Below are 26644 nucleotides of genomic sequence, written 5' to 3'. Positions count from 1 at the left end.
GGGGGAGATGGGGGTACGGATGACCGCGAGGTCGTCCCCCGGACCGCGTGCCGTGCGGTGGTGACCGCGGGTGCGCGCCATCTCCACATGGGAGGCGAGGCACAGGGATGGGAGACAACCCGAGGGAACGCTGGTTCGCGCTCGCCGCGACGGTGCTGGTGACCGTGCCGCTCGCGGCCTGCGGTGGCCAGGACGGCGGCGGCCCCCCGACGATCAACTTTTACAACCCGCCGGTCGAGAACATGCAGACCGTGATCGACGAGTGCAACGCAGCCGCGAACGGGCGCTACGAGATCGTCTACCGGGTGCTGCCGCGCGGTGCGGACGATCAGCGCGTGCAGATGGTCCGTCGGCTCGCGGCCCAGGACGAGAGCATGGACGTGCTCGGGCTGGACGTCACGTGGACGCAGGAGTTCGCCGGCGCGGAGTGGATCCGGGAGTGGACCGGCGCGGACGCGGCGGAGGTGCGCAACGGCACGCTGCCCGGCCCGCTGGAGTCCGCGACCTACGAGGACAAGCTGTACGCGGCGCCGAACAACACGAACGTGCAGCTGCTCTGGTACCGCACCGACCTGGTGCCGAACCCGCCGCGCACCTGGGACGAGATGATCACCCAGGCCCAGCAGCTGAAGGCCGACGGCCGGCCGCACCAGGTGATCACGATGGGCGCCCAGTACGAAGGGCTCGTCGTCCTCTACAACACGCTGGTGGCCAGCGCGGGCGGCAACATCCTCAGCGAGGACGGCCGGACCGCGGTGCTGGACGACGGCGCGGTGCGTGCGCTGGACGTGCTCCAGCGCTTCGCCACGGCCGGGGTGACCAGCCCGTCGTTCACGAACGCGCTGGAGGACCCGGCTCGGCTGGAGTTCCAGGGCGGCAACGGCGCGTTCCAGCTGAACTGGCCGTACGTCTACCCGGCCATGCAGGAGGCCGCGCCGGACCTGGCCCGGAACGTGCGCTGGGCGCGCTACCCGGGCGTGGACGCGAACACGCCGAGCCGGGTCACGATCGGTGGCACGAACCTGGCGGTCAGCGCGTACTCGCGGTACCCGGAGGAGTCGTTCGAGGCGGCGCGCTGCCTGCGGAACGCGGAGCACCAGCAGTACGCGGCGATCAACGACGGGGTGCCGCCGACCATCGAGTCGGTCTACGACGCGCCGGAGATGGCCGAGGCGTACCCGATGAAGGACGTGATCCTGGCGGAACTGCAGGACGCGTCGGTGCGGCCGCTCTCCCCGGCGTACCAGAACATCTCCACGGTCATGTCGGCGACGCTGTCCCCGCCGGGTGACATCGACCCGGAGCGGACCGCGGAGCAACTCCGGAAGCAGATCCAGGACGCACTCGAGTCGAAGGGCGTGCTGCCGTGACGAAAGTCCTGAGTGAGGGCAAGAGGCAAGAACGGCGGCTGGGCTGGCTGCTCTGCGCACCGGCCGCGTTCGTGATGGTGGCGGTCACGGCGTACCCGATCCTGTATTCGGTCTGGTTGTCGTTGCAGCGCTTCGACCTGAAGTTCCCGGACGAGCGCGAGTTCGTCGGCCTGGAGAACTACGTGACCGTGCTGAGCAACGGCTACTGGTGGACCGCGTTCGGCGTCACCATGCTGATCACCGTGGTCACCGTGGTGATCGAGCTGGTGCTCGGCATGGGCCTGGCGCTGGTCATGCACCGGACGCTGGTCGGCCGCGGCATCGTGCGGACCGCTGCGCTGATCCCGTACGGCATCGTGACCGTGGTGGCCGCGTTCTCCTGGCGGTACGCGTGGACGCCGGACACCGGTTATCTGGCGAACCTGCTGACGCCGGACGGGGCTCCGCTCACCGAACGGGCCGGCTCGCTGGCGATCATCATCGTGGCGGAGATCTGGAAGACCACGCCGTTCATGGCGCTGCTGCTGATGGCCGGGCTGGCGCTGGTGCCGGAGGAGCTGCTGCGGGCCGCGTCGATGGACGGTGCGACCTGGTGGCAGCGGTTCACCAAGGTGATGCTGCCGGTGATGAAGCCGGCGATCCTGGTCGCGCTTCTCTTCCGTACCCTCGATGCCTTCCGGGTCTTCGACAACATCTATGTGCTGACCGCGGGCGCGAACGAGACGTCGTCGGTGTCGATGATCGCCTACAACAACCTGTTGCGCGGGCTCAACCTGGGCATCGGCTCCACCATGTCCGTGCTGATCTTCCTGGCGGTCGCGCTGATCGCCTTCATCTTCGTCAAGCTCTTCGGCACCGCCGCACCCGGTGCCTCCGACGACGGGAGGCGCTGATGGTCGCGCTCAGTCAGGATCAACCCAGGGCGGGCCTGAGCAAGGAGACCCGAGCCAAGGTCACCTGGGGTCTCCTGGACGTGGTCGTCGTGGTGTTCGCGCTGTTCCCAGTGCTGTGGATCGCGTCGCTGTCATTCAAGACGCCGGGCACGCTCACGGACGGCAACTTCATCCCACGGGAGTGGACGCTCGACAACTATCGGGTCATCTTCACCACCGACCAGTTCGTCCGCGCGCTGGTCAATTCGATCGGCATCGCGCTGATCGCCACCGCGGTCGCGGTCGTGCTGGGTACGATGGCCGCGTACGCGATCGCCCGGCTGGACTTCCCCGGCAAGGGGCTGCTGGTCGGGGTGTCGCTGCTGATCGCGATGTTCCCGCAGGTCTCGCTGGTCTCGCCGCTGTTCGAGATCGAGCGACGGCTCGGCCTGTTCGACACCTGGCCCGGCCTGATCCTGCCGTACATCACGTTCGCGCTGCCGCTGGCGATCTACACGCTCTCCGCGTTCTTCAAGCAGATCCCGTGGGACCTGGAGAAGGCCGCGAAGATGGACGGCGCCACCCAGGGGCAGGCGTTCCGCCGGGTGATCGCGCCGCTGGCCGCGCCGGGCGTGTTCACCACCGCGATCCTGGTCTTCATCTTCTGCTGGAACGACTTCCTGTTCGCGATCTCGCTGACCTCCACCGAGCGGTCCCGCACGGTGCCGGTCGCGCTGTCGTTCTTCACCGGCGAGTCCCAGTTCGAGGACCCGACCGGGGCGATCTCCGCGGCCGCCGTGGTGATCACGATCCCGATCATTCTGTTCGTGCTGTTCTTCCAGCGTCGCATCGTCTCCGGTCTGACGAACGGCGCGATCAAGGGGTGATGGTCAATGGCTGAGATCGTTCTCGACAAGATCAGTAAGCGGTACCCGGACGGCACGACCGCGGTCGAGGAGGTGAGCCTGGAAATCGCGGACGGTGAGTTCGTGATCCTGGTCGGCCCGTCCGGCTGCGGTAAGTCCACCACGCTCAACATGATCGCCGGGCTGGAGGACATCAGCGCCGGTGACCTGCTGATCGGCGGTGAGCGGGTCAACGACAAGGCACCGCGCGACCGGGACATCGCCATGGTGTTCCAGTCCTACGCGCTCTACCCGAACATGACCGTTCGCGACAACATGGGCTTCCCGCTCAAGCTGGCCAAGATGGACAGGGCGGTCATCCGGAAGAAGGTCGAGGAAGCGGCGAAGGTTCTGGAACTGACGCCCTACCTGGACCGCAAGCCGGCGAACCTCTCCGGCGGCCAGCGCCAGCGCGTCGCGATGGGCCGCGCGATCGTCCGCAGCCCGAAGGCGTTCCTGATGGACGAGCCGTTGTCGAACCTGGACGCCAAGCTGCGCGTGCAGATGCGCACCCAGGTCTCCCGGCTGCAGAAACAGCTCGGCACCACCACCGTGTACGTGACCCACGACCAGACCGAGGCGATGACGCTCGGCGACCGCGTGGTGGTGATGCGAGCCGGTCGCGTGCAGCAGGTCGGCCACCCGCAGGAGCTCTACGACCACCCGGCCAACCTGTTCACGGCCGGCTTCATCGGCTCGCCGTCGATGAACTTCCTGCCCGCCGCGGTGTCGGACGGCTCACTGGAGACGCCGCTCGGAAAGATCACGATTCCCGCCCGGGTACGGGACGGGCTCTCCTCGTCCGAGCTGATCCTGGGCATCCGGCCGGAGCACTTCGAGGACGCCGCGCTGATCGACGACGCCCAGCGGGCCCGCGGCCACGAGTTCACCGCGCCGGTCGACCTGGTCGAGTCGATGGGCTCGGACAAGTACGCCTACTTCACGCTCGAGGGCGAGACGGCCACCTCGGCCGAGCTGGAGGAGCTGGCCGCGGACGCGGGCGGCGCCGACCTGCCGTCCGGCACGTCCAACCTGGTCACCCGCTTCTCCGCGGAGTCCCGGGTCCGCTCCGGCGAGCCGCACCGGGTGTGGCTCAACCTCGACAAGGTGCACCTGTTCGACGCCGCCACCGGTCGTAATCTGACGCTGTAGACCGGATCGCCGGGAAGGCCCTGGGCCTTCCCGGCCGGCTCAGACGGTGCCCCGCAGGGCCAGTTCGTGGCCCGGCCAGCGGGAGCGGAGCCAGCGGTCGTGGCTGGCGACCACCACGGCGCCGGGGCCGGCGGTGCCGAGCGCGTCCTCCAGCTCGTCGGCAAGCCGTGGGGAGAGGTGGTTGGTGGGCTCGTCGAGCAGCAGCAGTTCCGGCGGGTCCGCGATCACCAGCGCGAGCGCGAGGCGCCGGCGCTGGCCGACCGACAGCTCGCCGGCCGGCAACGTCCGGGCGCGCGCCGGGAGCAGGCCGAGCGAGCTGAGCGGCACCGCCTCCGCGCGCTCCGCGCCGAGCGTGGCGGCGTAGAGATCGCAGGCCAGGACATCCGGACGGTCGAAGACCGTGTCCTGGGTCAGCAATGCCACCCGCAGCCCTCGTCGCCGCTGCACGTCACCCTCGACGACCGCACCGCCGGCCACGCGCACAGCGCCGGTCTCGGCCGGCAAGCCCGGGTCGGTGCTGCATCGGGACGCGGCGTCGGTGGAGTCGTGGAGGCGGCCGGCCAGGAGGGTGAGGAGTGTGGACTTGCCGGCGCCGTTCGGGCCGGTGATCAGGAGGCGGTCACCGGCGGAGACGTCCAGGCGGTCCAGCGACAGCCGGCCGGGCACGTGCACGCCGCGCAGCGAGATCAGCAGGCCGGAGGCGGACGTCGCGGCCAGCGTGGACGGCTGGAAGCACAGCGGCTTCGGCGGCTTGCGGACCTGGGTGCGTTCCAGCTCCGCCAGCCGGCGCGACGCGTTGCGGACCCGGCGGGAGATCTGCTGCTGGACGCGGCCGGCCGTGTGGCCGTACCCCATCTTCTCGCTGTCCCGCGGCGGCCGGCCGTGCGCGACCTGCTGCGCGGTGACCGAGGCCGCGTGGCGCAGCGATGCCAGCTCGTCCTGCTCCTCCGCGAAGCGGCGCTGCCACCGCTCCCGTTCGGCGATCTTCGCGGCCTGGTAGGCGGTGTAGCCGCCGCCGTAGCGGGTCGGGCCGTCCGCGGCCGGGTCCAGGTCGATCAGGTCGGTGCAGGCCGCGTCCAGGAACGCCCGGTCGTGACTGGCCACGATCACCGTGCCGGGCAGGCCGCGAAGCTCCTCCTCCAGGAAGGCGGCGGCCACGTCGTCCAGGTGGTTGGTCGGCTCGTCCAGCAGCAGCGCGGCCGGCCGGCGGACCAGCAGCGCGGCCAGCGCGAGCCGCCCGCGTTCGCCGCCGGACAGCGACCCGACGGTACGGTCCAGCGCCAGATGCCCGAGCCCGAGCCCGGCCATGACCAGCGTGGCCCGCCGGTCCGCGTCCCAGGCGGCCAGTTCCTCCGCGCGTTCCAGCCAGGTCCCGTAATCGGCCAGCAGCTCCTCCGGCGAGCCGAGCCCGGCCACGCCGGATTCCGCGGTGCCGATCGTGGACGGGTCCGCCGCGATCGCGGCAGCCAGCCGGTCCAGCGACGCCAGCGCGGAACGCGCCTCGCGCAACGCGTCGTCGAGCACGTCGGTGAGCGTCGCGGCCGGTGGGAACGGCAGCTCCTGGTGCAGGAAGCCGAGTGACCCCGGCCGGACCACGCTGCCCGAGTCGGGTGTGTCGGCGCCGGCGAGCAGGCGCAGCAGCGTGGTCTTGCCGGTGCCGTTCTCGCCGATCAGGCCGATGCGCTGACCGGGGGCGGCGACGAGCGAGACACCGTCGAGCACGCGGCGGCTGCCGAGCGTACGGACGAGGTCGTGGGCGAGCAGGGCGGGCATGGACATGCCGGGACACCTCGAAGATAACGAGAGGGAACCCGCCGGGCGGCAACGGCCTCGGGCGCGGGTCGGGGAGGTGTCAACGGATCACATCGCGATCAACGGTAGCGACGTGCCGCGCCCCCGGCAAGCGACTTCTCCGGGTACGCTCCTCAACCATGACCGCGCGACCGAACTTCTGGTGGCCCGCCTCCCCGGCGGCCCATCAGCTCCGCGCGTAACCACACCGCGGCCGCCCGATCGAGGCGGCCGCCACATGCAGGTCCTGTGGCACGACGAGGTCCGCCGAGGCGACGGCCCCGAACCACGGGAGACCGCATTGTTCACCGAGATCATCTTTGGCGAGCGGCCGTTCGCGCTGCTCCGGCGCGAGGGCGCCGACGAGGTCGAGGTCCTCACCGGCGAGCTGACCGTCGCCGGCTCGCTCGCGCAACTGCCGCTCGACGATCGAATCGGGCCGCAGACACTGGCACTCGTCCCGTACCGGCAGATCGTGGAACGGGGTTTCGACACGGTCGACGACGGCACGCCGATGGAGTGCCTGCGCATCGCGGAGTCGGCGGCCCTTCCGCTGGCGGAGGTGCTGCGCGCGCTGCCGGACACGCCGATCGTCACCGGGGACGCCGGCTTCGACGTCGGCGACGAGGCCTACGCCGGCAAGGTCGAGGAGGTGCTGCGGGACGAGATCGGGCGCGGTGAGGGCGCGAACTTCGTCATTCACCGCACCTGGACCGCGACGGTCCGGACCGCGCCGCGCACGGCCGCGCTCGCCGCGTTCCGGAACCTGCTGACCGGCGAACGCGGCGCGTACTGGACGTTCATGGTCTGGACCGGCACCCGCCACCTGATCGGCGCGACGCCGGAACGGCACGTCAGCGTGGACCGCGGTCTGGTGATGATGAACCCGATCAGCGGCACGTTCCGGCACGCGGGCGGCGGCGACCTGCGGGCGTTCCTGGCCGACCCGAAGGAGCGCGACGAGCTCTACATGGTGCTGGACGAGGAGCTGAAGATGATGGCCGCGGTCGCGGAGGCCGGCGGCCAGGTGCTGGGCCCGTACCTGAAGGAGATGTCGCACCTCACCCACACCGAGTATCTGCTGGCCGGCCGCACCGCGCTGGACGTGCGGGACGTGCTGCGCGAGACGATGTTCGCGCCGACCGTGACCGGCAGCCCGATCGAGAACGCCGCCCGGGTGATCGCGCGGCACGAGCGCCGCGGCCGCCGCTACTACGCGGGCGTGCTCGCGCTGCTCGGCCGGGACGCGGACGGCGGTCAGTCGCTGGACGCGCCGATCCTGATCCGTACCGCGGAGTTGTCGCCCACGGGTGAGCTGCGCGTCCCGGTCGGCGCCACGCTGGTCCGGCACTCGACACCGGCCGGCGAGGTCGCGGAGACCTACGCCAAGGCCGCGGGCGTGCTGGCCGCGCTCGGCCTCCGTCCCCGCGCCGCCACCGGTCAGATCAAGACCCACGATCACGGCCATCCCGCGGTACGGCGTGCGCTCGCCGCCCGTAACGACCGGCTCGCCCGGTTCTGGCTCGAGGACCGGGTCTCGGCCGCGCCGCGGCCGTTGTTCGCGGGACGGCGCGCGCTGATCGTGGACGGGGAGGACACGTTCACCGGCATGCTGGCGCATCAGCTGCGCGCGCTCGGCCTGGACGTGACCGTGCGGCCCTGGCATGCGCCCGGCACGGACCTGGACTCGTTCGGCCTGCTGGTGCCGGGCCCCGGCCCGGGCGATCCGTCGGATCCGGCGTTCCCGCCGGCGGTGGCGCTGCGCGCGGTGATCGCGGACCGGCTGGCCGGCGGCCGGCCGATGCTGGCCGTGTGCCTCTCCCACCAGTTGCTGTCCAGCATGCTGGGTCTGCCCCTGCACCGCAGGGACGCGCCCTATCAGGGGATGCAGCGTGACATCTCACTCTTCGGGACGATGCGCCGGGTCGGCTTCTACTCCACCTACACCGCTCTGTCCGGCGTGGACCTGCTGCCGACGCCGCACGGCCCGGTCGAGCTGGCCCGGGACACGGCGGACGGCGCGGTGCACGCGCTGCGCGGGCCGGGTTTCGCCGGCGTGCAGTTCCACCCTGAGTCGGTGCTCAGCCAGGACGGCCTGGCCGTGCTGACCCAGTTGCTGACCGCGCTGCTGGAAACCGGAAGCGCTCCCACGCAGAAATCGGTTTCCGATTCGCATATTCCGGCGGTTCGCGGGTAGCAGGTCTGATAGCGGCACCTGATGATGCCGGGGTCGCCGAAGGTCCGGGCGGGTTTGAGAGCCCCCGCTCGGACCTTCGGTTTCAGGCAGTTATCAGGTAGTTCGCGGCTTGTATCAAGCTTCTGCTGATACGTAGGGATTAATCCCGGGTTAACGTGCCACGATTCGGCGCGGATCCGCCTACTCCATCAACCCCTGGTCGCTACTCTGTGCGCACGTAAGGACCGCACCTTACGTACGTAAAGAAGGTGGAGTATGGCGATTTTTAAGCATTTAAGGGTATCGGGGAGCGTTGTCGCGCAGGGCGACGGCAAGCTCCCGGCCGGGGATCCGGACCCGCCACCGGCGGCCGACGGCGCGCACGGCCCGCCCGTTACCGGCGAACCCGGTTCCACAAAGGCCTGGACCTGGCGGGGTGACTTCGGCGCCTCGCTGGTCGTGGTGCTGATCGCCGTGCCGCTCTCGCTCGGCATCGCGGTCGCGTCCGGTGCACCGCTGGTCGCCGGCCTGATCAGCGCCGTGGTCGGCGGCATCGTCGGTGGTCTGATCGGCGGCTCGGCCGTGCAGGTCAGCGGCCCCGCGGCCGGCCTCACCGTGATCGTGGCCGGCCTGGTGCAGTCCTACGGATGGGCCGCCACCTGCGCGATCGTCGCCGGGGCCGGCGTGCTGCAACTGCTGCTCGGCCTGTTCCGGGTGGCCCGCGCCGCGCTCGCGGTCTCGCCCGCGGTCATCCACGGCATGCTCGCCGGTGTCGGCGTGGTCATCGCACTCTCCCAGCTGCACATCGTGCTCGGCGGTACGCCGCAGAGCTCCGCGCTGGACAACCTTCGTGAGCTGCCCGGTCAGCTCATTCACAATCACTCGCTGACCGTCGCCACCGGCCTGCTCACGCTGACCGTGCTGATCGCCTGGCCGCGGCTGCCGGAGCGGTTCCGGGTCGTACCGGCGCCGCTCGCCGCGATCGCGGCCGGTACCGGCGTCGCGGCCGTGTTCGGCTGGGACGTGGCCCGCGTCGACCTGCCCGCGGACCCGCTCGGCGCGCTCGTCACGCCACAGTGGCCGGAGGGCAGCTGGACGTCGATCGCCGGCGCGGTCGTCGCGGTCGCGCTGGTCGCCAGCGTCGAGTCGCTGCTCTGCGCGGTCGCGGTCGACCGGCTGCACGACGGCCCGCGCGTCAACCTGGACCGGGAACTGGCCGGACAGGGCGCCGCGAACCTGACCGCCGGTCTGCTCGGCGGCCTGCCGGTGGCCGGTGTGATCGTGCGCAGCACCGCGAACGCGAAGGCCGGTGCGCGCAGCCGGCGCTCCACCGTCATGCACGGCGCCTGGGTGCTGGCGCTCGCGCTGGCCGCGGCGCCGGCGATCGAGCTGATCCCGCTCGGCGCGCTGGCCGCGCTGCTGGTCGCGATCGGCGTGCAGATGGTCAACCTGTCCCACATGCGCGGCGTGCACCGGCACGGCGAGCTACCGGTCTACCTGCTGACCATGGCCGGTGTGGTGGCGCTCGGACTGTTCGAGGGCGTGCTGATCGGGCTCGGCTGCGCGCTGCTGCTCACCATCCGGCGGCTCGCGTCCATCCACGTGCAGGTCACGCCGCAGCTGCACGGCTCGGTCCGGGTCGCGGTGGACGGGTCGCTGACGTTCCTCAGCGTGCCGGCGCTGACCCGCGCGCTCACGGCCGTACCCGCGAAGGCCGTTGTTGATCTTTCTTTGAACATCGATTTCATGGACCACGCCGGCGTCACCGCGATCGACGACTGGCGCACCGGGTACGAACGGGCCGGCGGGACCGTCCGCATCGACGAGGTGCTCGAACAGTGGTACGCGCCGGGCCGGTCCGGGCTGCCACGACCGGTGCGCCGCACGCCACCGGTCCGCAACCGTGCGGCCTGGCACCCGCTCGCCACCACGCTCTCCGGCCGCCGGCAGCTGGAGGAGGGCACCGAGGAGTACCAGTCGAAGGTGGCGCCGCTGGTCCAGCCGCTGCTCAGCGAGCTGGCCCACGGGCAGCGGCCCACCCACCTCTTCATCACCTGCGCCGACTCGCGCCTGGTGCCCAACATGATCACGTCGAGCGGCCCGGGTGACCTGTTCACCGTCCGCAACGTCGGCAACCTGGTGCCGCGCCACGGCGAGGCCGACCCGAACGACTCCACGATCGCCGCCATCGAGTACGCGCTGGCGGTGCTGCCGATCCGGACCATCACGGTCTGCGGCCACTCCGCCTGCGGCGCGATGGACGCGCTGCTCACGCCGGGGAGCGCGGGCAACATGCCGTACCTGAGCGGCTGGCTCCGGCACGGCTCGCACAGCCTGGACCGGCTCTCGTCCCGGCCGGACGGACCGGGCCGGCTGGACCGCCTCGGCCGGGAGAACGTGCTGCAGCAACTGGACAACCTGCGCACCCACCCGGCGGTCGCGGCCCGCGAGGCGGCCGGCGAACTGGAGCTGTGCGGCGGCTACTTCGACATCGCCGAGGGGCGCCTGCACATCCTCTCGCCGACCGCTCCGGTGACCGTCTAGCCACCTTCCACGGTGGCACGATTTGGTGATCTGCCCAGCTCAGAGCGTCCGTAGAGTAGATCTCGGCCGGTCCGGAGGGAGCGGCCGGGACACGCTGCGAGGGGACGTCGACATGACCTACATCGGCCCGGGCTAGGCAGACCCTCAGATCACCCGCATCCCCGGGCGCCGCGCGCTCGGGGATGCTCTATGTATGACCGATCTTCGATATGCCGCGTTCGCCCAGGAGGCGTGCGGGGTGTCGCCGGTGTATGAGGGACTGGCGCGCGCTGTGGCCGGGGACGCGGAACTGCTGGCGTTGATCGACGGGCTGCCGGAGGCCAAGCGGCAGCCGAACCTGCTGTTCGGGACGGTGCGGCTGCTGGGTGGTCCGGTGGAGTCGTGGGCGGGGTTCCGGGCGTTCGTGGTGGAGCGGTGGAACGCGGTGGCGCGGGAGATGCGCGCACGGATCACGCAGACGAACGAGGCCGGGCGGTGTGCGCTGCTGCTCCCGGTGCTGGCGTCGCTGCCGCAGCCGCTGGCGCTGTTGGAGGTGGGCGCGTCCGCGGGGCTGTGCCTCTATCCGGACCGCTACTCCTACCGGTACGGCCCGCATGCGCTCGGGGACGGCGTACCGGTGCTGCATTGTGAATCTGATCTTCTGCCGTCCCGGCGACCGGAGGTGGTGTGGCGGGCCGGCATCGACCTCAACCCGCTGGACGTGCGCTCCGCCGCGGATCTGGCCTGGCTGGACGCGCTGATCTGGCCGGAGCACGAGCACCGGCGCACCCGGCTGCGTCAGGCGGCCGCGGTCGTGGCGGCGGACCCACCGCTGCTGGTGCGCGGTGACCTGGTGGAGGCGCTGCCGTCGCTGGCCGCGCGGGCGCCGGCCGGTGCGACGCTGGTCGTCTTCCACACGTCCGTGCTCTATCTGGTGCCGCCGGAGCCGCGTGCGGCGTTCGTGTCGCTGGTGCGGTCGCTACCCGGGCACTGGATCTCGAACGAGGCACCGGACGTGCTGACGCCGGGCGCGGCCGGGCCGCCGCCCGGTTACCACAACATGCTGGCGCTGGACGGGCGGCCACTGGCCTGGACGCGCGGGCACGGCCAGGGCATGCGGCGCGTCTGAGGCCGGTCGCCCGGTCAGAGGTGGCGGGAGATGCGGGGGTCGTCGGCCGGGAGGGTGCGCTCGCGGCCGTCGCGGTCGATCACCCGGACGACCGGCACCCGGCCGGTGCGCGGGCGCGCGGACAGCCAGGCGAGGCCGGCCACGGCCAGCAGAGCGATCGTCGACACCCAGAGCATCAGGGTCGGCATGGGGGACCTCCCAACGTCGGCCACACCAGAGTAGCGCGCGCCGGACGCCGCGCCACCGGTGGAAACAATCACCCAGGGTAACCCTCAGGTCAGCCGGCGGCGGCGGGCGGCCACTGGCCGGGGTCGCGTGGCGCGGGCGAGATCGGGCGGACGACCACGTCGTACGCCCCGGTGCGCGGCAGGCGTGGCGGCTCCGGCTCGCCGATCTCGGCCTCGGCGGACACGGACAGGCCGGACGGGTCCCAGGAGAGCAGGTCGGCCGGGTCCTGCCGGGCCGGGTCGAGCCGCTGCGACGGCGTGACCGGACGCAGGCTGCCGAGCGCCTCGAGCAGGCGCGGGACGTCCGCACCGTCCAGCCGGAACGATGCGCGGCAATGACGGTCGGCCCAGAGCGAGAGCACGATCATGCCGCTCTCGTCGTGGCAACTGACCCGCATGACACGACCGTCGCCGCGGACATCGGAGAAGAGATCGCCCCGGCGTGGCATCGGCACGAGTTCGCCCATGCGCACATCCTGCCGCCCGGATCATCAATAGGGAAGGGCCGTCATAACCGGAAATTCCGTCGCCCACGGTACGCCGGGCGCCCTAGCCTCGGTGGCCATGAACGCGTCGACGCCCGTCTGGGCACAGCACGTCAGCCGGGTCGCGGTGTTGAGCGGAGCCGGGGTGTCCACCGCGTCCGGGATTCCGGACTACCGCGGGCCGGACGGCGTGTGGACGCGGGACCCGTCGGCGGCGGAGGCGTTCACCTACCGCCGATTCATGGCGGACGCGCAGGTCCGCGCGCGGTTCTGGCGCACCTATGTGGACCACGCGGCCTGGGGCGCGGAGCCGAACCCGGCACACCGCGCGATCGCGTCGCTGGACCGGCCGGGGCTGGCGCTGCGCGTGCTCACCCAGAACATCGACGGCCTGCAGCAGCGGGCCGGGCTGGCCGAGCGGAAGGTGCTGGAGCTGCACGGCACCATGCACCGCACGGACTGCACCGGCTGCCGGCGCGGCCTGCCGACCACGGAAGTGCGGGTGCGGGTCGCGGCGGGGGAGACCGACCCGCGCTGCACGGCCTGCGGCGGCATCCTCAAACTCGGCACCGTGCTGTTCGGCGAGGAGCTGAACGCGCGGCTGCTCGGCGACGCGGCCGCGATCGTCTCCGCGTCGCAGCTGGTGATCGCGGCGGGCAGCTCGCTGATCGTGAACCCGGTCGCGTCGCTGTGCGCGCTCGCGGTGGACCGAGGCGCCCAGCTCGTGATCATCAACCGCGATCCGACGCCCTACGACGCCATCGCGGCCGAGGTGATCCGCGAGGACCTGGTCACCGCGCTGCCCCGGGTGGCTGCTCTGCTGACCACCGCACCGGCGCGGGCCTGAGCGAGCCCACGCGGGTCACTGGTAGCCGCGGATCTGGCAGAAAGCCCTGGTCAGGTCGCCATTGCGGGCGTCCCAGGTCTGGCCCCGGGTGATCGCGGCGACCTCGGTCATCTCCTGCTCCGCGGCCTCGCCGAACAGGATCGGGAAGACCGGGACCGCGGCGCCGTCCCGCCGCGCGACGAAGTCCTTGAACGCGGCCAGGTCGCGGCCCTGGTTCGACTCGCCGTCCGTCATCAGCACGATGCTGACGAACCGGTCCCGGCCGGCGGCTGCGTCCAGGCTGTCGTACGCGGCGATCAGCGAGTCGTAGACCGCGGTGTCGCCACCGGCCTGCAGCGCGCCGATCGCGTCCCGGATCGCGTCCCGGGACGGCTGCGCGTCCGCGGCGTCGACGGTGAACGACCGCGCGGCCTGCGGCGTCTGGCTGAACGGCAGCAGCACCACGTCCTCCCGGCTGCGGAACCGGCAGAACTCGCCGGTCAGCGACGTGTTCACCCCGGTCAGCCCGGACAACGCGGCCTTCAGTGCCCTGATCCGGTCGCCGTCCATCGACCCGGACACGTCCAGCACGTAGACGGTCCGCGACGGCCGGCGCAGCTCGTCGTTGTACGCGGTGAGCAACGCCCTCAGCGAGGCCCGTGTCTCCGGGAACGGCAGCTCGACCGGCGACTCCGGAAGACCCGCGGGCAGCGGTACGCCGGGCAGCGCCGGCCGCCGGGCCGTGTCCTCGCCGATCCGCCGCTGCACGTCCGCGCCGCGCAGCCAGGAGGTGAGCCGCCGGTGTGCGTCCCGGGCCGCGTCCGGCGCGTCTGCCAGCACGGTCAGCGGGTAGTCCGCGGTGACCACGCCGTCGGCCGGGTAGACGATCGTGAGCTGTTCCGGCAGCGTCCCGGCGCGGTTCAGCGCGACCAGCGACGACTCGTAGGTGAACAGGCCGTCCAGCTCGCGGTTACGGGCGACGAACTCGCCGGCCAGCCAGTCGGACGAGCCGGCGGTCAGGGCGTGCGCCGTGAAGAAGCCGTTGACCGGCTCGGACACCCGCTCGATCGCGGCCGCGTCCAGCGCCCGGCCGCTGCCGTCGATCGCGGACGCGACCGCGACCAGCGTGGAGAAGCCGGTGTTCGACGCGGCCGGGTCGGTCATCGCGAACGTGAAGTCCCGGCGCGAGGCCGCGGCCGCGATCTCGGACCAGGTGACCGCGCGGTTCGCCCAGCCGAGCCGGGCGGCGGTGGAGGCGCGCAGGCCGAGCACGACCGGTGAGCTCATGATCCGCTCGGACGGGCCGAGCCGGCTCTTCGCGGCCGGTTCCATCTCCAGGTAACGGTTGGACGAGAACCAGACCGCGTCGTACGCGGCACCGGCCGCCACCTTCTCGGCCCCCTCCAGGCTGCCGGTGAACTCGAGATCGACGGTGACGCCGGTCGCCTTCGCTGCGTCCGCCAGGATCGGCTCCATGTCGGCCAGCTCGCTGCCGGCCAGCACGCGCAGCGTGGCCGCCGGGCCGGTCAGGTCCTCCGGCGGCTGCTTCTCCGCGCCGGGCGTGCAGCCGGCGAGCAGGACGGCGGCCAGGGCGGTGGTGAGGACGCGCCGGATCATTTCGCACACTTCCCGGTGGTGTCGTCGAACGAGGGGTTCGCCTCCAGCTCGGACAGCATCGACTCGAGCAGCGCGTACTCCGGCGGCTCCTGCACCACCGGCGGCTCCGGCCGGTCGGTCAGCGCCCGGCCGTCCAGGCGGAAGCCGTACTCCGCGGCCAGGGCCTGCAGATTCTCGTCGGTGTCGAGCGCGCGGCCGAGCCGGTCGCCGGCGTCGGTGAACGGCACGACCGTGTGCCGGGCGTAGACGGTCGGGTTCGGGAACAGCATCACGTGCTCGCCGTCCCGCGGCACCGTGATCGCGGACGTGGTGTCCAGGAACTGTTGCTCGTAGACGAGGGCGAGCGGGGAGCGGGCCGGTCCGTCGCTGAGGTACTGCTCGAACAGGTCCTGGCTGGTTTCCTCCTTCGTCCCCTGGTACGCCATCAGCCGGCACATGTCCGGCATGACCTTCGCGACGTCGGCCGCGGACGAGACCGGCCGGTCCCCGTTCAGTGCCGCGGACGCCAGCGAGACGAACTGGATCGCGGAGCCGGAGTCCTTCGGGTCGGTGGTGCGCAGCAGGACGACCTTGTTGTTCGGCGAGCTCTCGTTGCCCTTGAGCTGGTTCCACCGGGTGCCGGCGCGGGCCAGCCCGACCAGCGCGTCCACGTCCACGACCGGCCGGTCCTGCACGGTGGTGACCACGCCCGCGCCCCTCAGCATGGTCACCACCGGCTTCCAGGTGGCGACCACCATCACGGACGAGAACGGCTTGTACGTGTCGTTGACGCCGCGCAGCTGCTGGATCCGCTCCGCGGTGGACGCGCTGGACGGGAACGCGAAGTCGTACGGGTGTGCGTCGTCGGACAGCGTGTTCACCATGTCGCGCGAGCCCTTGGCGTCGACCACCAGCGTCAGCCCCAGGCAGGACAGCCGGGACAGGACGCGGGGATCGTTCAGGTACGGCGTCTTCTCCGACCCGATCACGCCGGTCACCCGGGTCCGCGCACCGGCGCAGCCCGCGGCCGCCGGTGCGTCGCCGGACGCGGTGGCACGCCGGACCACGGCCCACGCGACCACCGCCACCAGTATCACGCTGACCAGCAGCGCGATCGTCCGCAGCGCCTTCATCGCCCGTCGCCTCCGGTGTCCTCGGGTGTCTCTCGCAGCGCCCAGCCGGCCGTCACACCGGCGATCACCAGCGTGGGCAGGGCCCAGATCGCCATGGTGGTGTCGAGCAGGCCCGCGGCCAGCAGGCCCGCCCCGGCGATCACGCCGGCGCAGCCTCCGGCGGCCAGGGACCGATCCACCGGGGTACGCCGGGCGCTCGGGGCGGCCGGCGGCGCGCTCCGCCAGGCCCGGTGGACCGCGTCGCCGAACGCGCGCGCGTCCGCGTACCGGTCGGCGGGCTGTTTCGCCATGCCACGCATGACCACCTCGCGCAGCGCCGATGGCACCGTGTCCGGCAGCGGGTCCGGCGCGCGGTCCCGGTGGTCGGTGATGGTGAACCGGCCGCCGAACGGCTTCCGCCCGGCCAGCGCCTCGTAGAGCACCACGGCCAGCGAGTAGATGTCGGCACGCCCGTCCGCCCGGTCGCTGACCAGGCGTTCCGGTGCCACGTACGCCGGGGTGCCGACCATCTGACCGACCCGGGTCAGGTCGGACGTGTCGATGTGCTGCGCGATGCCCCAGTCGATCAGGAACGCATGATCGGTGCCGGCCAGGTAGCCGCGCTCCAGCATGATGTTGGACGGCTTCACGTCCCGGTGCCGCAGGCCGCGCGCGTGCGCCGCACCGAGCGCGGACGCGATCTGCGCCACGATTGTCACCGTGCGCTCCGGCGTGAGCGTGCCGGCCGCGATCTCGTCCGCCAGCGTGCGCCCGTCGATGTAGCGCATCGCGATGTACGGCTCGGGCAGCTTCGCGCTGAAGTCGTACACCGCCACCACGTGCGGGTTCTCGATGTCGGCGGCGATCTCCATCTCGCGCACGAACCGCTCGCGCAGCTCGGTGTCGTCCAGCGCCGCCGGCGTGAGCAGCTTCAGCGCCACGATCCGGCCGCCGCGGTCGAGGTCGCGAGCCCGCCAGACCTCGCCCATGCCGCCCCGGCCGATGAGGTCGAGCCGCTGGTACTGACCGACTGGCGAGGTCACCGTCCACCTCGAATCCGCAGGGAAGGAACGTGCCAGCGATCGTACGAACGCCGAACCAGGATTCCGGCCGGGAAACCGCCCGAAAGGGACGCGCGCCATCCGGAGTTCAGCAGATGTTCGTCCGTCGGTCCGCCGTCGACTTTCGGCCGCATCGGCGTCGCGCCCGGTGCCGCTAGCGTGAGCGGTATGCGCAGGCGCTGGACGTACGACCTCGTCATCACCGCGATCGGCGTGGTCCTCGGCGTGCTGTGGCTGTGGGTCGCCCGGATCGCGGACGGCGAGGAGGAGTTCGCGCCGCTCTGGTTCGAGTTCGGCGGCCTGGCCGTCGCTGTCGCACTCTTCCTCTGGCTGCGCCGGTCTCGCCCGGTGCTGCTCGGACTGCTGCTCGGCGTCGCCGGCATCGCGCTGCCGTCGGTCGGCGGCCTGTCCGCGGCCGCGCTGGTCGGTGTCGCCTCCCGGCGCGGCGCACCGTGGGCGTTCCTGGTCTTCGCGGTGGACGCGGCGCTGGTCCTCTCGCTTTTCCAGGAGGAGGGCGGGCCGACCAAGGAGTACTGGGAGACCGTGGCCGTGCTGCTGATGGCCGACCTGGTGCTGATCTCCGCGGGCCTGCTGCTGCGCTCGCACCGCGCGCTGGTCCGGTCGGCGGAGGAGCGCGCCCGGCAGGCCGAGGAAGGGCAGCGGCTGCGCGTCGAGGAGGCCCGCCACCTGGAACGGGAGCGTCTGGCCCGGGAGATGCACGACGTGCTCGCGCACCGGATCTCGCTGCTCGCCGTGCACGCGGGTGCGCTGGAGGTGCGGCGCGGCGCGTCCGAGGAGGAGGCGCGCGCGGCCGGGGTGATCCGGGAGTGCGCCTACGACGCGCTGGAGGACCTGCGCGAGGTGATCGGTGTGCTGCGCGCGGCGCCGGACGCGGACGCCGACCGGCCGCAGCCCGGGCTCGCTGACCTGTCCGCGCTGGTCGAGGAGTCGCGGCGGGCCGGCGCGCGGGTCGAGCTGACCGCCGACCTGCCGGACGACGACCCGGGGCGGGCCGGGCGGCACGCGTACCGCATCGTCCAGGAGGGTCTGACGAACGCGCGCAAGCACGCGCCCGGGGCGCGGGTGCGGGTCACCGTCGCCGGTGGGCCGGGCGACGGGCTCACCGTGGAGCTGGCGAACCCGGCCGCGGTCTCCGGCGCACTGCCCGGCGGCGGGACCGGGCTGCCCGGCGCCGGCGCCGGCCTGATCGGGCTGCGCGAGCGGGTCGACCTGGTCGGCGGCCGGATCGAGCACGGCTGGACCGACGCCGGCGACTTCCGGCTGAGAGCATGGCTGCCGTGGAAACCGTGAAGGTGCTGATCGCCGACGACGACGCGCTGGTCCGGTCCGGCCTGACGATGATGCTCGGTGGGTTCGACGACATCGAGGTGATCGGTGCGGTGTCCGACGGCGACGAGGTGGCGGCCGCGGCCGCCCGGCTCCGGCCGGACGTGGTGCTGATGGACATCCGCATGCCGCGGATGGACGGGCTGGCCGCGACCGAGGCGCTGCGGGCCCGCCGGGACCCGCCCGAGGTGATCGTGCTGACCACGTTCGACACCGACCGGCACGTGCAGCGCGCGATCCGGGCCGGTGCCGGCGGCTTCCTGCTCAAGCACACCCCGCCGGCCCGGATCGCGGAGGCGATCCGGCAGGTCGCGGCCGGTGAGCCGATGATGTCGCCGGAGGTACTGCGCCGGATGATGGGCTACGTCGCGGGCGCCGGCGTGGACCCGCGACGGGACGCGGCCCGCACCCGGCTGGCCGTGCTCAGCGACGGCGAGCGCGGCGTGGCGGAGCGGGTCGGCCGCGGCCTGACGAACCAGGAGATCGCCGCGGAACTGCACATGAGCACCGCGACCGTGAAGGCGTACGTCTCCCGCGTGCTCACCAAGCTGGACCTGAACAACCGGGTGCAGATCGCGCTGGTCGTGCACGACGCCGATCTGCCCATGGCATAACCGGTCGGCGTGCCGCGGCAGCGGCGGCTATACAGAAGGCATGAGCGATCCGCGCCGGTGGCAGCCCGAGCCCGAGCCGTACCCGCATCACGGTCTGAGCCCCTGGCTCGAGGAGCGGCTCTTCGACCAGCGGATCGTGATGCTCCGCGGGCGGCTCACGCTGCCGGTGGCGTCGCCGGCCGCGGCCGCGCTGTTCAGCCTCGACGCTGCCGGTGACGCGCCGGTCCAGATCCACCTGGCCTGCCCGGACGGTGAGCTCGCCGCCGCGTTCGCGGTGGTCGACGCGATGGACGCGATGCGCTCGCCGGTGCACGTGGTGGTCACGTCCGAGGCGGGCGGCGCCGCGCTCGCGCTGCTGGCCGCGGCGCAGCGCCGGCTCGGCTACCGGCATGCACGGTTCAAGCTGTCCGAGCCGCACGCGTCCGCCACCTCCGGCACCACCGAGCAGGTCACCGCGGCCGCCGGGCAATACCTCCGTGAGCTGGAGGAACTCGCGGTCCGGCTGGCCGAGGCGACCGGCCAGACCCGGCACCGGATCGAGGACGATCTGGGCGCCGGGCGCATGCTGACCGCGGAGCAGGCCCGCGACTACGGACTGCTGCACGAGATCATCGGCAAACCCTGAGCGCATTCTGGGTACGGTGTCGGGCGATGAGCGCTCTCGGAAACATCCTCGCCTTCGACCTCGGCACGTCCTCGGTGCGTGCGCTGGTGCTGGACCCTGACGCGGTACCGGTGCCGGGCGCGCTCGCCCGCCGGAAGTTCTCCCCCACGGTGGACGACGACGGTGCCGCCACGCTCGACGCCCAGGCGTACCTCGGCGCGCTGATCGAGTGCGTCGACGAGCTGCACGCGGCCGGCCGGCTGGACGGTGTCGCGCACGTCGCGGCCAGCGCGATGTGGCACTCGATCCTGCCGCTGGACGCCGCGGGCAAGCCGCTCGGACCGGTTCTGACCTGGCTCGACACCCGGCCGCGCGCGCACGGGCAGGCGGCCGGGCCGGACGACGAGGCCGCGTTCCACCACCGGACCGGCGCGTGGTGGCACCCGCTCTACTGGACCGTGCGCATCCCATGGCTGCGCGAGCGGTCCGGCACCGCACCGGCCGCGTTCAGCGGTCTCGGCGAGTACGTGTGGTCCGCGCTGCTCGGCGAGGGCCCGATCTCGGTCTCCCAGGCGTCCGGCGCCGGCGTACTCGACCTGGCCGCGCAGACCTGGGACGCGGAGGCGCTGTCGCTGGCCGGTGTGCGCGAGTCCGCGCTGCCGCGGCTGGCCGGGCCGGGCTGGCGGGGCCGGCTGCGCGCGGAGTACGCCGGCCGCTGGCCCGCGCTCGCGGACGCGGAGTGGGCCGCGCCGTACGGCGACGGCGCTGCGTCCAATGTCGGCTCCGGCGCCGGTGACGCGTCCCGCGCCGCGATCACCGTGGGTACGTCCGCGGCCGTCCGGATCGCGCAGCGGGTGGAGGCGGGTGCGGTGCTGTCGCCGCTGCCGTCCCAGCTGTGGCGCTACCGGCTGGACCACACGCGTGTGGTGACCGGCCGGGCCTACTCCGGCGGCGGCAACCTGTTCGCCTGGGCGCAGCGTGCGTTGCTGCTGCCGGAGGGGGATGCGCTGGAGGCCGCGCTCGACGAGATCGTCCCTGGTCAGGTCGGTGTCTGGGCCGATCCGCGGTTCGGTGGCGACCGTCCGCCGGGCATGACGCCGCCCGGCGAGGGCCGGCTCGGCGGGCTCGGGCTGACCACCACCGGGCCGCAGATCCTGGCCGGACTGATGGACGGCGTGTGCGCGCAGATCGCCGATGACCTGGTCGTTCTCGAGTCCACTGTCGGCCGTACCGTGGATGTGCGGCTCGGCGGCGGCGCGGTCGCGGCCTCGGCGTGGTGGCGGCGCGCGTTCGCCACCGCGCTCGCGCCGCGGCACGTGGAGGCGGTCGACAACCCGGAGGTGGGTGCGGTCGGTGCCGCGCTGATCATGCTCGGGGATCACCCGAACGGATGATGGGCCATCGGCGACTCCGCCACGGCGGCGTCGGCCACACTGACGGTCGCAGATAAACGTCCGAGCACGCGTATTGGGATTCCCGCTGTCACCTGCTTGGATGTGATCATCTTCGGTGTTCACCCCCCGCGCACCGGAGGACCTCAGGAGGTGTGGTGGCTTCTGCCACGGGTCCGTCGCGTCGATCGGCGTCCCCTTCAGACCGGCGCCGCCGCGGTTCCCGCTCAGGTGGGTCGCGACTGCGCGTCGAGGACTGGCCGATCCGCACGAAGATCGTCGCAGTGCTCGTCATTCCGTCGGTGGCGTTCATGCTGGTCGCCGCCGTACAGGTCACCGACTCCGTGCGCCGGAGCCTCGACCTGGCCCAATTCGCGCGCGAGGCCCGGCTGGCCCCGCAGATCGTCGAGGTGATCCACGATCTGCAGGCCGAGCGGGACCGGACGATCGGCGAGGTCAACCCGCAGAAGGACCTGTCCGCCGTGTTCCGCCGCCCGTCGCTGGTGCAGAACGCGATGGCGGAGTACTACGCCGCCACCGACGCCTCGGTGACCGCGCTGCGCACGGCCGGCGACGACGTCAACGGCACGGTGGCCTGGCAGGCGGCGTACACGGACTCGATCAGCGCGCTCGAGTCGATCGGCCGGCTGCGCGTCACACTCGCGGACGACATGGCGAACGTGCTGGTCGACTTCCCCGGCTCGATCAAGACGCTGGACGACTCCTACACCCGCGCGATCACCACGCTGATCGGCCTGCTCGGCGCGCCGACCGCCGGTTCCGACCGGCCCGAGCTCGCGCTCGCGTTGCAGCGCCAGGTCGAGATGGCGGAGATCACCGAGATTCTGGCCCGGCAGCGCGCCATCGTCTTCCGGGCCGCGAAACCCGCGGACAAGGTCGCCCCGGGGTACGCGGACGGAGACCTCGACCAGTACAGCGCGCTGCGCAGCGCGCTGGTCGACGCGGTCCGCGAGTTCCGCAGCGTGGCCGCGCCGGCGCAGATCAGCGCGTACGAGGCAACCACCCGCGACGAGGCCACGCAGGACCTCACCCGGCTGGAGTCGATCACGCTGAACTCCAGCGGCAAGTTCCCGGCCGCGGACGAGTGGTGGGACACCAGCGAACGGCGCCAGGCCGTGCTGGCCGGCGTCCAGTCGCAGGTCGTCCGCGACGGTGTGGACTCGGTCGACGACGCCTCCAGCGCGCAGATCCGCAGCACCGTGATCAGCGCGGCCGCGATCCTGATCATCCTGCTTGCCGCGGTCACCGCGTCGCTGGCGATCGGCACGTCCATCGTCCGGCCGCTGAAGCGCCTCCGCGAGCAGGCGCTCAAGGTCGCGCAGACCGAGCTGCCCGAGACGCTGGAGCGGCTTCGATCGGTCCAACGTGGTATTCCGGACATCTCGGTCGGTGATTCGCAGATCCGCGGCCGGGACGAGATCGGCGAGGTGGCCCGGGCGTTCGTCGACGTCCACCGCTCCGCCGTCGACGTCGCCCGCGAACAGGCGTCCATGCGCCGCAACGTCAACGCGATGTTCGTCAACCTCGCCCGCCGCAGCCAGGTGCTGGTCGAGCGTCAGCTCGAACTGCTCGACGAGCTGGAGCGCGAGGAGAGCGACCCGGACCAGCTGACCAACCTGTTCAAGCTGGACCACCTGGCCGCCCGCATGCGTCGCAACGACGAGAACCTGCTGGTCCTGGCCGGCTCGGACAACGCGCGCCGGTGGCGGGACCCGGTCGCGCTCTCCGCGGTCGTGCTCGCCTCCACCGCTGAGATCGAGGACTACACCCGGGTACGCCACGACGCGCCGGACGGCGTGCACGTGATGGGCCACGCGGTCGCGGACGTCGTGCACCTGCTGGCCGAGCTGCTGGACAACGCGGCCGCGTTCAGCCCGCCCAGTACGGTCGTGCGCCTCTCCGGCCGGCTCGCCGCGGACGGCACCGTGGTGCTGGAGGTCGTCGACGACGGCCTCGGCATGACGCCCGGCACCGTCCAGGAACTCAACCAGCTGCTGGCCGAGCCGCCCGCGGTCGACGTCGCCGCGTCCGAGCGGATGGGCCTCTTCGTGGTCAGCCACCTCGCGGCCCGGCACGGCATCCGGGTCAGCCTGCGCTCCGGCGAGCGGGGTGTGATCGCCACCGTGTGGATCCCGCCGTCCGTGCTCACCGAGGCACCCCGGGACGACGCGCTGCGCGGTCCGTCGACGCAGATGCCGGCGCTGCAGCCGAGCGCGCCGATGGCGCTGCCCGCGTCCGGTGCCGCACCCGCGCTGCCCGCCGTGTACGGGAGCGTGCCGCCGGTCCTGCCCGGCTCCGGCTCGCGGGAACTGGTGCCGACCGGCTTCGAGCCGGCCGGCGTGATGACCGGGACCGTGATGCCGGTGTCCGCGGTGCCGTCCACCACCGGTTACCGGTCCCCGGCGGCGGCCCAGCTGCCTCCTCGGCCCCCGGTCGACCTGCGGCTGAACCAGCCACCGGCGCCGCGCACGGTCCGGCCGTCGCCACGGCCGGCCGGTGGGCAGCCGCGACCGGAGATCGCCACGTTCTTCGACTCGACCGGGACCGGACCGCTGCCGCTGGTGCCGAAGCAGCGTACCGGCGGGGTCATCTCGGCCGTGCCGACGCCGCCGGGACCGGCGCCGACCGAGGCGGTCCGGACCGGTGCGGTCTACGGCTCCGCCAGCGCGGTGCCGGGGGTCACGTCGCGGCCGGAGCTTCCCGCCGGCTCGACGTTCGCGCCCGCCGCGCTGCCCTCCGGGGCGCCGGAGGAGTCCGGCGGCTACCCGGTGTACGGCTCCGGCGGGCCGTCCGACTCGGGTGCGTTCGCGATGCCGTCCGCGTACGACGCGTTCAGCGGCCGGCGCGCGGCCGAGAACAGCGGCGAGTACCCGGTGGCCGCGGCGCCCGTCTCCGCCGCACCGGCCGCGCGCCCGGCCCGGCCGATCCGCGCGGAGGACGTGCTCGGTGCGGCCAGCGGCGCGTCCGGCGGCGGCACCTGGTGGAACCGGTCCGGCGCCGGCAAACCGACCGGCGGCACGACCGCGCTCGACCGCACCCCGGCGGCGCCCGCGGCGCCGGTCACCGGCGGCACGAACTCCGCCGGTCTTCCCATGCGGGTCCCGATGGCTCAGCTCCCCGACGGCCAGGGCGGTCCGGCGCCGGCCGGCCGCGCGCCCGAGCGTAAGGTCGCGGAGCTGGACCCGGAGGCGACCGGAACGACGCTCAGCAGGTTCTACAGTGGCATCCGCGCCGCTGAGACCGAGGAAACAACGGAAAACACCGGGTCGCACGCGGCGATCCGGTGGGAGGGAGACAGGCAATGACCGTGCTGAGCCAGGAGGCGCGCGACCTGAGCTGGCTGGTCGACGCGTTCGCCCAGCGGGTCCCCGGTGTCGCCCACGCGATCGTGGTCTCCTCCGACGGCCTGCTCCTCGCCGTGTCCGACGGCTTGCCCCGCGACCACGCGGACAAGCTCGCCGCGGTCACGTCCGGCCTGTACAGCATCACCCAGGGCGCGGCCACCATGTTCGACGGTGACATCGTCAAGCAGACCGTGGTCGAGATGGGCCGCGGCTTCCTGCTCGTGATGAGCATCCGGGACGGCTCCATCCTGGCCACGCTCGCGGTCCGGGACGCCGACATCGGCGTCGTCGGCTACGAGATGGCCCGCCTGGCCAAGCAGACCGGCGAGATGCTCACGCCGGCCCTGCGCGCCGAGCTCCAGGGCTCGCTGCCCTACTGACGACCCGCTTTCGCCGGCGGCATACGAGATGCCGCCGGCGGTGCCGGTGCCCCGGCACGGCGGTGACGTCACGGTGCCAGTGCTCGCAGCACGGCGGTGAGGCGCCGCGCGGACGCCGGATCGCCGGCACCGGCCGGGACGCGCACCGGCCGCCCGGCGCGGAACGTGCTCACCGGCGCGTCCGGCGGCTCGTCGATCAGGCGGATGATCGGCGGGAGCGCGCGCGGGACCGGGGTGGCGAACCGGGACGCGATGTCGATCAGCACTCGCATCGGCCCCCGGAAGCCGCGCGAGAGCCCGGTGTCCACCATCAGCGGGTTGTAGAGCACATATCGAGTACGGGCGTCCGGGTGCTCCAGCGGGAACGCCGTACCCAGCAGGTCGTTGGCGTAGGCACCGCGCAACGTCGCGGCGAGCGCGCGATAGCGCCCACGACGCGACTGGAGGTCGTCCCACTTCGGGCGGCGGCCCGACCCCGTTCCGCAGAGGCTTACGACGACCGGCCGCTCCGCCCGCTCCAACGCCGGCAGCAACGCCTCCACCAGTAGGAACCGGCTCAGAACGTACAGCGCGAACGTGTACTCCAGCCCGTCCGCGGTCTCGGCCCGCACCGGCGAATAGCGGAACGCGGACATGACCAGCACGTCAACGGTGCTGGGCAGCGCGGCGGCGAGCCCACGGACCGCGGTCGGCTCGGAAAGATCGGCACGAATCGTATCGGCACCGGGTACGGCGGTGCTTCCGATCGCGATGACCCGGTCGCCACCCGCCCGGTAGTGCTCGACCAGCCCTCGGCCGATGCCGTGCGTGCCTCCGGTGACCACAATGGTACGCATGTGATCGTTTCTATGTCCGCACCCGTCCTACGCGAAAGAGGGAACATCGATGTATCCACTCGGCACGCCGGTGAGCGCGGCGGCCCGCGACTCGTGCGCGGCGACGGACGTACTGCGGCGTACCGGCGACAAGTGGAGCCTGCTGGTGCTGGGACTGCTCGCCGCGCGGAGCTACGGCTACAACGAGCTGGACCGCGCGATCGACGGGCTCAGCCGGCGTATCCTCACCCGTACCCTCCGGGGTCTGGTCCGCGACGGCCTGGTCAGGCGGCACCCCGTCAACGAGCGGACCGGCCGGGTGGAGTACGCGCTGACCGGGCTCGGACGGTCCCTGCTGCCGCTGGTCGTCGCGGTCGGGGAGTGGGCCGAACGGCACGCCGCGGAGATCGACGCTGCTCGCCGGGAGTTCGCCGCAGGCCCGTAGGATCCGCTCATGTCGCCTGAAGCGGTCAACTCGCCTGCGCTCGCCACTCCGCCGGGATACAGCCACGCCATGCGGGCCGGCGGGCTGCTGTTCGTGTCCGGGCAGGTGCCGTTCGACGAGGGCGGTGCGGTGGTCGGCGTGGGAGATATGCGAGCCCAGGCGGAGCAGACCTTCCGGAACCTGGGAATCGTGCTGGAGGCGGCCGGTGCGTCGTTCGCGGACCTGGTGAAGCTCACCTACTTCGTCCGCGACGTGTCCGCGGTGGCGGAGGTGCGCGCGGCCCGCGACCTGTTCGTGGACGTGACCAACCCGCCGGCCAGCTCGCTGGTCGAGGTGTCCGCGCTGATCCACCCGGACCTGCTGATCGAGATCGAGGCGGTCGCGGAGCTGCCGGCGGCCCGCCTCGGCACCGAGTGACGTCGCGTCACCCGGTGCAGCGGGCGATACCGGCCGGCCGG

Annotated in this window: 23 protein-coding genes; 16 read left to right on the top strand and 7 right to left on the bottom strand. The window is 72.4% G+C overall.

The genetic code is table 11. From position 1 onward, the window contains the following. Nucleotides 1-107 precede the first annotated feature (107 nt). The 4 genes from J2S42_RS10865 to J2S42_RS10850 are packed head-to-tail and all read left to right on the top strand — an operon-like array spanning nucleotide 108 to nucleotide 4299. Nucleotides 108-1370 (top strand): ABC transporter substrate-binding protein, encoded by a 1263-nt coding sequence (locus tag J2S42_RS10865; RefSeq protein WP_307238156.1) that lies wholly within the window; start codon nucleotides 108-110, stop codon nucleotides 1368-1370. Further along, complete coding sequence (locus J2S42_RS10860; protein WP_307238154.1) at nucleotides 1367-2263, top strand: carbohydrate ABC transporter permease; 897 nt, start codon at nucleotides 1367-1369, stop codon at nucleotides 2261-2263. The genes J2S42_RS10865 and J2S42_RS10860 overlap by 4 nt, the downstream gene beginning before the upstream one ends. Continuing rightward, the gene (locus J2S42_RS10855; RefSeq protein ID WP_307238152.1) at nucleotides 2263-3129 is read left to right on the top strand and encodes a carbohydrate ABC transporter permease; all 867 of its coding nucleotides are present in this window, start codon (nucleotides 2263-2265) and stop codon (nucleotides 3127-3129) included. The genes J2S42_RS10860 and J2S42_RS10855 overlap by 1 nt, the downstream gene beginning before the upstream one ends. 6 nt (nucleotides 3130-3135) lie before the next feature. Next, complete coding sequence (locus J2S42_RS10850; RefSeq protein WP_307238151.1) at nucleotides 3136-4299, top strand: ABC transporter ATP-binding protein; 1164 nt, start codon at nucleotides 3136-3138, stop codon at nucleotides 4297-4299. Between the two features lie 39 nt (nucleotides 4300-4338). On the opposite strand, the gene J2S42_RS10845 is transcribed toward J2S42_RS10850, so the two are convergent. Further along, the gene (locus J2S42_RS10845) at nucleotides 4339-6078 is read right to left on the bottom strand and encodes an ABC-F family ATP-binding cassette domain-containing protein (RefSeq protein WP_307238150.1); all 1740 of its coding nucleotides are present in this window, start codon (nucleotides 6076-6078) and stop codon (nucleotides 4339-4341) included. Nucleotides 6079-6328: 250 nt separating this feature from the next. On the opposite strand from J2S42_RS10845, the gene J2S42_RS10840 reads away from it, so the two are divergent. From J2S42_RS10840 to J2S42_RS10830, 3 genes are all read left to right on the top strand, one after another. After that, nucleotides 6329-8287: an anthranilate synthase family protein gene (locus J2S42_RS10840; RefSeq protein WP_307238148.1), complete on the top strand. Its 1959-nt coding sequence runs from the start codon at nucleotides 6329-6331 to the stop codon at nucleotides 8285-8287. Nucleotides 8288-8542: 255 nt separating this feature from the next. Next, nucleotides 8543-10810, top strand: coding sequence for a SulP family inorganic anion transporter (locus J2S42_RS10835; RefSeq protein ID WP_307238146.1), 2268 nt, complete (start codon nucleotides 8543-8545; stop codon nucleotides 10808-10810). 193 nt (nucleotides 10811-11003) lie between these two features. Continuing rightward, complete coding sequence (locus J2S42_RS10830) at nucleotides 11004-11918, top strand: DUF2332 domain-containing protein (protein WP_307238144.1); 915 nt, start codon at nucleotides 11004-11006, stop codon at nucleotides 11916-11918. Between the two features lie 14 nt (nucleotides 11919-11932). Here J2S42_RS10830 and J2S42_RS10825 read toward each other — a convergent pair whose 3' ends face one another. Both J2S42_RS10825 and J2S42_RS10820 read right to left on the bottom strand, forming a co-directional pair. After that, complete coding sequence (locus J2S42_RS10825; RefSeq protein WP_307238142.1) at nucleotides 11933-12106, bottom strand: hypothetical protein; 174 nt, start codon at nucleotides 12104-12106, stop codon at nucleotides 11933-11935. A gap of 89 nt (nucleotides 12107-12195) precedes the next feature. Then, complete coding sequence (locus tag J2S42_RS10820; protein WP_307238140.1) at nucleotides 12196-12612, bottom strand: hypothetical protein; 417 nt, start codon at nucleotides 12610-12612, stop codon at nucleotides 12196-12198. A gap of 97 nt (nucleotides 12613-12709) precedes the next feature. Here J2S42_RS10820 and J2S42_RS10815 point away from each other — a divergent pair, with 97 nt between their 5' ends. After that, nucleotides 12710-13477, top strand: coding sequence for an SIR2 family NAD-dependent protein deacylase (locus tag J2S42_RS10815; protein ID WP_307238139.1), 768 nt, complete (start codon nucleotides 12710-12712; stop codon nucleotides 13475-13477). Nucleotides 13478-13492: 15 nt separating this feature from the next. On the opposite strand, the gene J2S42_RS10810 is transcribed toward J2S42_RS10815, so the two are convergent. From J2S42_RS10810 to J2S42_RS10800, 3 genes are read right to left on the bottom strand one after another with little or no spacing between them, the layout of a single operon-like run. Beyond that, nucleotides 13493-15073: a vWA domain-containing protein gene (locus J2S42_RS10810; protein ID WP_307238137.1), complete on the bottom strand. Its 1581-nt coding sequence runs from the start codon at nucleotides 15071-15073 to the stop codon at nucleotides 13493-13495. Further along, nucleotides 15070-16185 (bottom strand): substrate-binding domain-containing protein, encoded by a 1116-nt coding sequence (locus J2S42_RS10805; RefSeq protein ID WP_307238135.1) that lies wholly within the window; start codon nucleotides 16183-16185, stop codon nucleotides 15070-15072. Before J2S42_RS10805 ends, J2S42_RS10810 begins: the two co-directional genes overlap by 4 nt. Further along, the gene (locus J2S42_RS10800) at nucleotides 16182-17207 is read right to left on the bottom strand and encodes a serine/threonine-protein kinase (RefSeq protein WP_307238133.1); all 1026 of its coding nucleotides are present in this window, start codon (nucleotides 17205-17207) and stop codon (nucleotides 16182-16184) included. Before J2S42_RS10800 ends, J2S42_RS10805 begins: the two co-directional genes overlap by 4 nt. A gap of 186 nt (nucleotides 17208-17393) precedes the next feature. On the opposite strand from J2S42_RS10800, the gene J2S42_RS10795 reads away from it, so the two are divergent. From J2S42_RS10795 to J2S42_RS10770, 6 genes are all read left to right on the top strand, one after another. Continuing rightward, complete coding sequence (locus J2S42_RS10795; protein ID WP_307238131.1) at nucleotides 17394-18536, top strand: sensor histidine kinase; 1143 nt, start codon at nucleotides 17394-17396, stop codon at nucleotides 18534-18536. Beyond that, nucleotides 18515-19186 carry a response regulator transcription factor gene (locus J2S42_RS10790; RefSeq protein WP_307238129.1) on the top strand — a complete coding sequence of 224 codons (672 nt, stop codon included), beginning with the start codon at nucleotides 18515-18517 and terminating at the stop codon, nucleotides 19184-19186. The genes J2S42_RS10795 and J2S42_RS10790 overlap by 22 nt, the downstream gene beginning before the upstream one ends. Nucleotides 19187-19226: 40 nt before the next feature. Then, the gene (locus tag J2S42_RS10785; RefSeq protein ID WP_307238127.1) at nucleotides 19227-19811 is read left to right on the top strand and encodes an ATP-dependent Clp protease proteolytic subunit; all 585 of its coding nucleotides are present in this window, start codon (nucleotides 19227-19229) and stop codon (nucleotides 19809-19811) included. Nucleotides 19812-19837: 26 nt separating this feature from the next. After that, nucleotides 19838-21184 carry an FGGY family carbohydrate kinase gene (locus J2S42_RS10780; RefSeq protein WP_307238125.1) on the top strand — a complete coding sequence of 449 codons (1347 nt, stop codon included), beginning with the start codon at nucleotides 19838-19840 and terminating at the stop codon, nucleotides 21182-21184. A 281-nt stretch (nucleotides 21185-21465) separates the two neighbouring features. Beyond that, complete coding sequence (locus tag J2S42_RS10775) at nucleotides 21466-24507, top strand: sensor histidine kinase (RefSeq protein ID WP_307238123.1); 3042 nt, start codon at nucleotides 21466-21468, stop codon at nucleotides 24505-24507. Then, nucleotides 24504-24926 carry a roadblock/LC7 domain-containing protein gene (locus J2S42_RS10770; RefSeq protein ID WP_442320086.1) on the top strand — a complete coding sequence of 141 codons (423 nt, stop codon included), beginning with the start codon at nucleotides 24504-24506 and terminating at the stop codon, nucleotides 24924-24926. The genes J2S42_RS10775 and J2S42_RS10770 overlap by 4 nt, the downstream gene beginning before the upstream one ends. Nucleotides 24927-24994: 68 nt before the next feature. Here the strand turns inward: J2S42_RS10770 and J2S42_RS10765 are convergent, their stop codons facing one another. Next, nucleotides 24995-25762 (bottom strand): Rossmann-fold NAD(P)-binding domain-containing protein, encoded by a 768-nt coding sequence (locus J2S42_RS10765; protein ID WP_307238121.1) that lies wholly within the window; start codon nucleotides 25760-25762, stop codon nucleotides 24995-24997. A 49-nt stretch (nucleotides 25763-25811) separates the two neighbouring features. On the opposite strand from J2S42_RS10765, the gene J2S42_RS10760 reads away from it, so the two are divergent. Continuing rightward, on the top strand, nucleotides 25812-26186 hold the full coding sequence (locus J2S42_RS10760) for a winged helix-turn-helix transcriptional regulator (RefSeq protein WP_307238119.1): 375 nt from the start codon (nucleotides 25812-25814) through the stop codon (nucleotides 26184-26186). Between the two features lie 9 nt (nucleotides 26187-26195). Next, complete coding sequence (locus J2S42_RS10755) at nucleotides 26196-26603, top strand: RidA family protein (protein WP_307238117.1); 408 nt, start codon at nucleotides 26196-26198, stop codon at nucleotides 26601-26603. The last annotated feature ends 41 nt before the right edge of the window (nucleotides 26604-26644 follow it).

It is taken from the genome of Catenuloplanes indicus (assembly GCF_030813715.1).
Taxonomy (GTDB): Bacteria; Actinomycetota; Actinomycetes; order Mycobacteriales; family Micromonosporaceae; genus Catenuloplanes; species Catenuloplanes indicus.
Note: the sequence above shows the minus strand (reverse complement) of the source record. Positions and strands in the feature narration are given on the sequence as shown.

Coding starts and splice junctions, on each gene's coding strand:
- J2S42_RS10865 (WP_307238156.1), top strand. CDS start 108: ATGGGAGACAACCCGAGGGAACGCTGGTTCGCGCTCGCCGCGACGGTG.
- J2S42_RS10855 (WP_307238152.1), top strand. CDS start 2,263: ATGGTCGCGCTCAGTCAGGATCAACCCAGGGCGGGCCTGAGCAAGGAG.
- J2S42_RS10850 (WP_307238151.1), top strand. CDS start 3,136: ATGGCTGAGATCGTTCTCGACAAGATCAGTAAGCGGTACCCGGACGGC.
- J2S42_RS10845 (WP_307238150.1), bottom strand. CDS start 6,078: ATGTCCATGCCCGCCCTGCTCGCCCACGACCTCGTCCGTACGCTCGGC.
- J2S42_RS10840 (WP_307238148.1), top strand. CDS start 6,329: ATGCAGGTCCTGTGGCACGACGAGGTCCGCCGAGGCGACGGCCCCGAA.
- J2S42_RS10835 (WP_307238146.1), top strand. CDS start 8,543: ATGGCGATTTTTAAGCATTTAAGGGTATCGGGGAGCGTTGTCGCGCAG.
- J2S42_RS10830 (WP_307238144.1), top strand. CDS start 11,004: ATGACCGATCTTCGATATGCCGCGTTCGCCCAGGAGGCGTGCGGGGTG.
- J2S42_RS10825 (WP_307238142.1), bottom strand. CDS start 12,106: ATGCCGACCCTGATGCTCTGGGTGTCGACGATCGCTCTGCTGGCCGTG.
- J2S42_RS10820 (WP_307238140.1), bottom strand. CDS start 12,612: ATGGGCGAACTCGTGCCGATGCCACGCCGGGGCGATCTCTTCTCCGAT.
- J2S42_RS10815 (WP_307238139.1), top strand. CDS start 12,710: ATGAACGCGTCGACGCCCGTCTGGGCACAGCACGTCAGCCGGGTCGCG.
- J2S42_RS10810 (WP_307238137.1), bottom strand. CDS start 15,073: ATGATCCGGCGCGTCCTCACCACCGCCCTGGCCGCCGTCCTGCTCGCC.
- J2S42_RS10805 (WP_307238135.1), bottom strand. CDS start 16,185: ATGAAGGCGCTGCGGACGATCGCGCTGCTGGTCAGCGTGATACTGGTG.
- J2S42_RS10795 (WP_307238131.1), top strand. CDS start 17,394: ATGCGCAGGCGCTGGACGTACGACCTCGTCATCACCGCGATCGGCGTG.
- J2S42_RS10790 (WP_307238129.1), top strand. CDS start 18,515: ATGGCTGCCGTGGAAACCGTGAAGGTGCTGATCGCCGACGACGACGCG.
- J2S42_RS10785 (WP_307238127.1), top strand. CDS start 19,227: ATGAGCGATCCGCGCCGGTGGCAGCCCGAGCCCGAGCCGTACCCGCAT.
- J2S42_RS10780 (WP_307238125.1), top strand. CDS start 19,838: ATGAGCGCTCTCGGAAACATCCTCGCCTTCGACCTCGGCACGTCCTCG.
- J2S42_RS10770 (WP_442320086.1), top strand. CDS start 24,504: ATGACCGTGCTGAGCCAGGAGGCGCGCGACCTGAGCTGGCTGGTCGAC.
- J2S42_RS10765 (WP_307238121.1), bottom strand. CDS start 25,762: ATGCGTACCATTGTGGTCACCGGAGGCACGCACGGCATCGGCCGAGGG.
- J2S42_RS10760 (WP_307238119.1), top strand. CDS start 25,812: ATGTATCCACTCGGCACGCCGGTGAGCGCGGCGGCCCGCGACTCGTGC.
- J2S42_RS10755 (WP_307238117.1), top strand. CDS start 26,196: ATGTCGCCTGAAGCGGTCAACTCGCCTGCGCTCGCCACTCCGCCGGGA.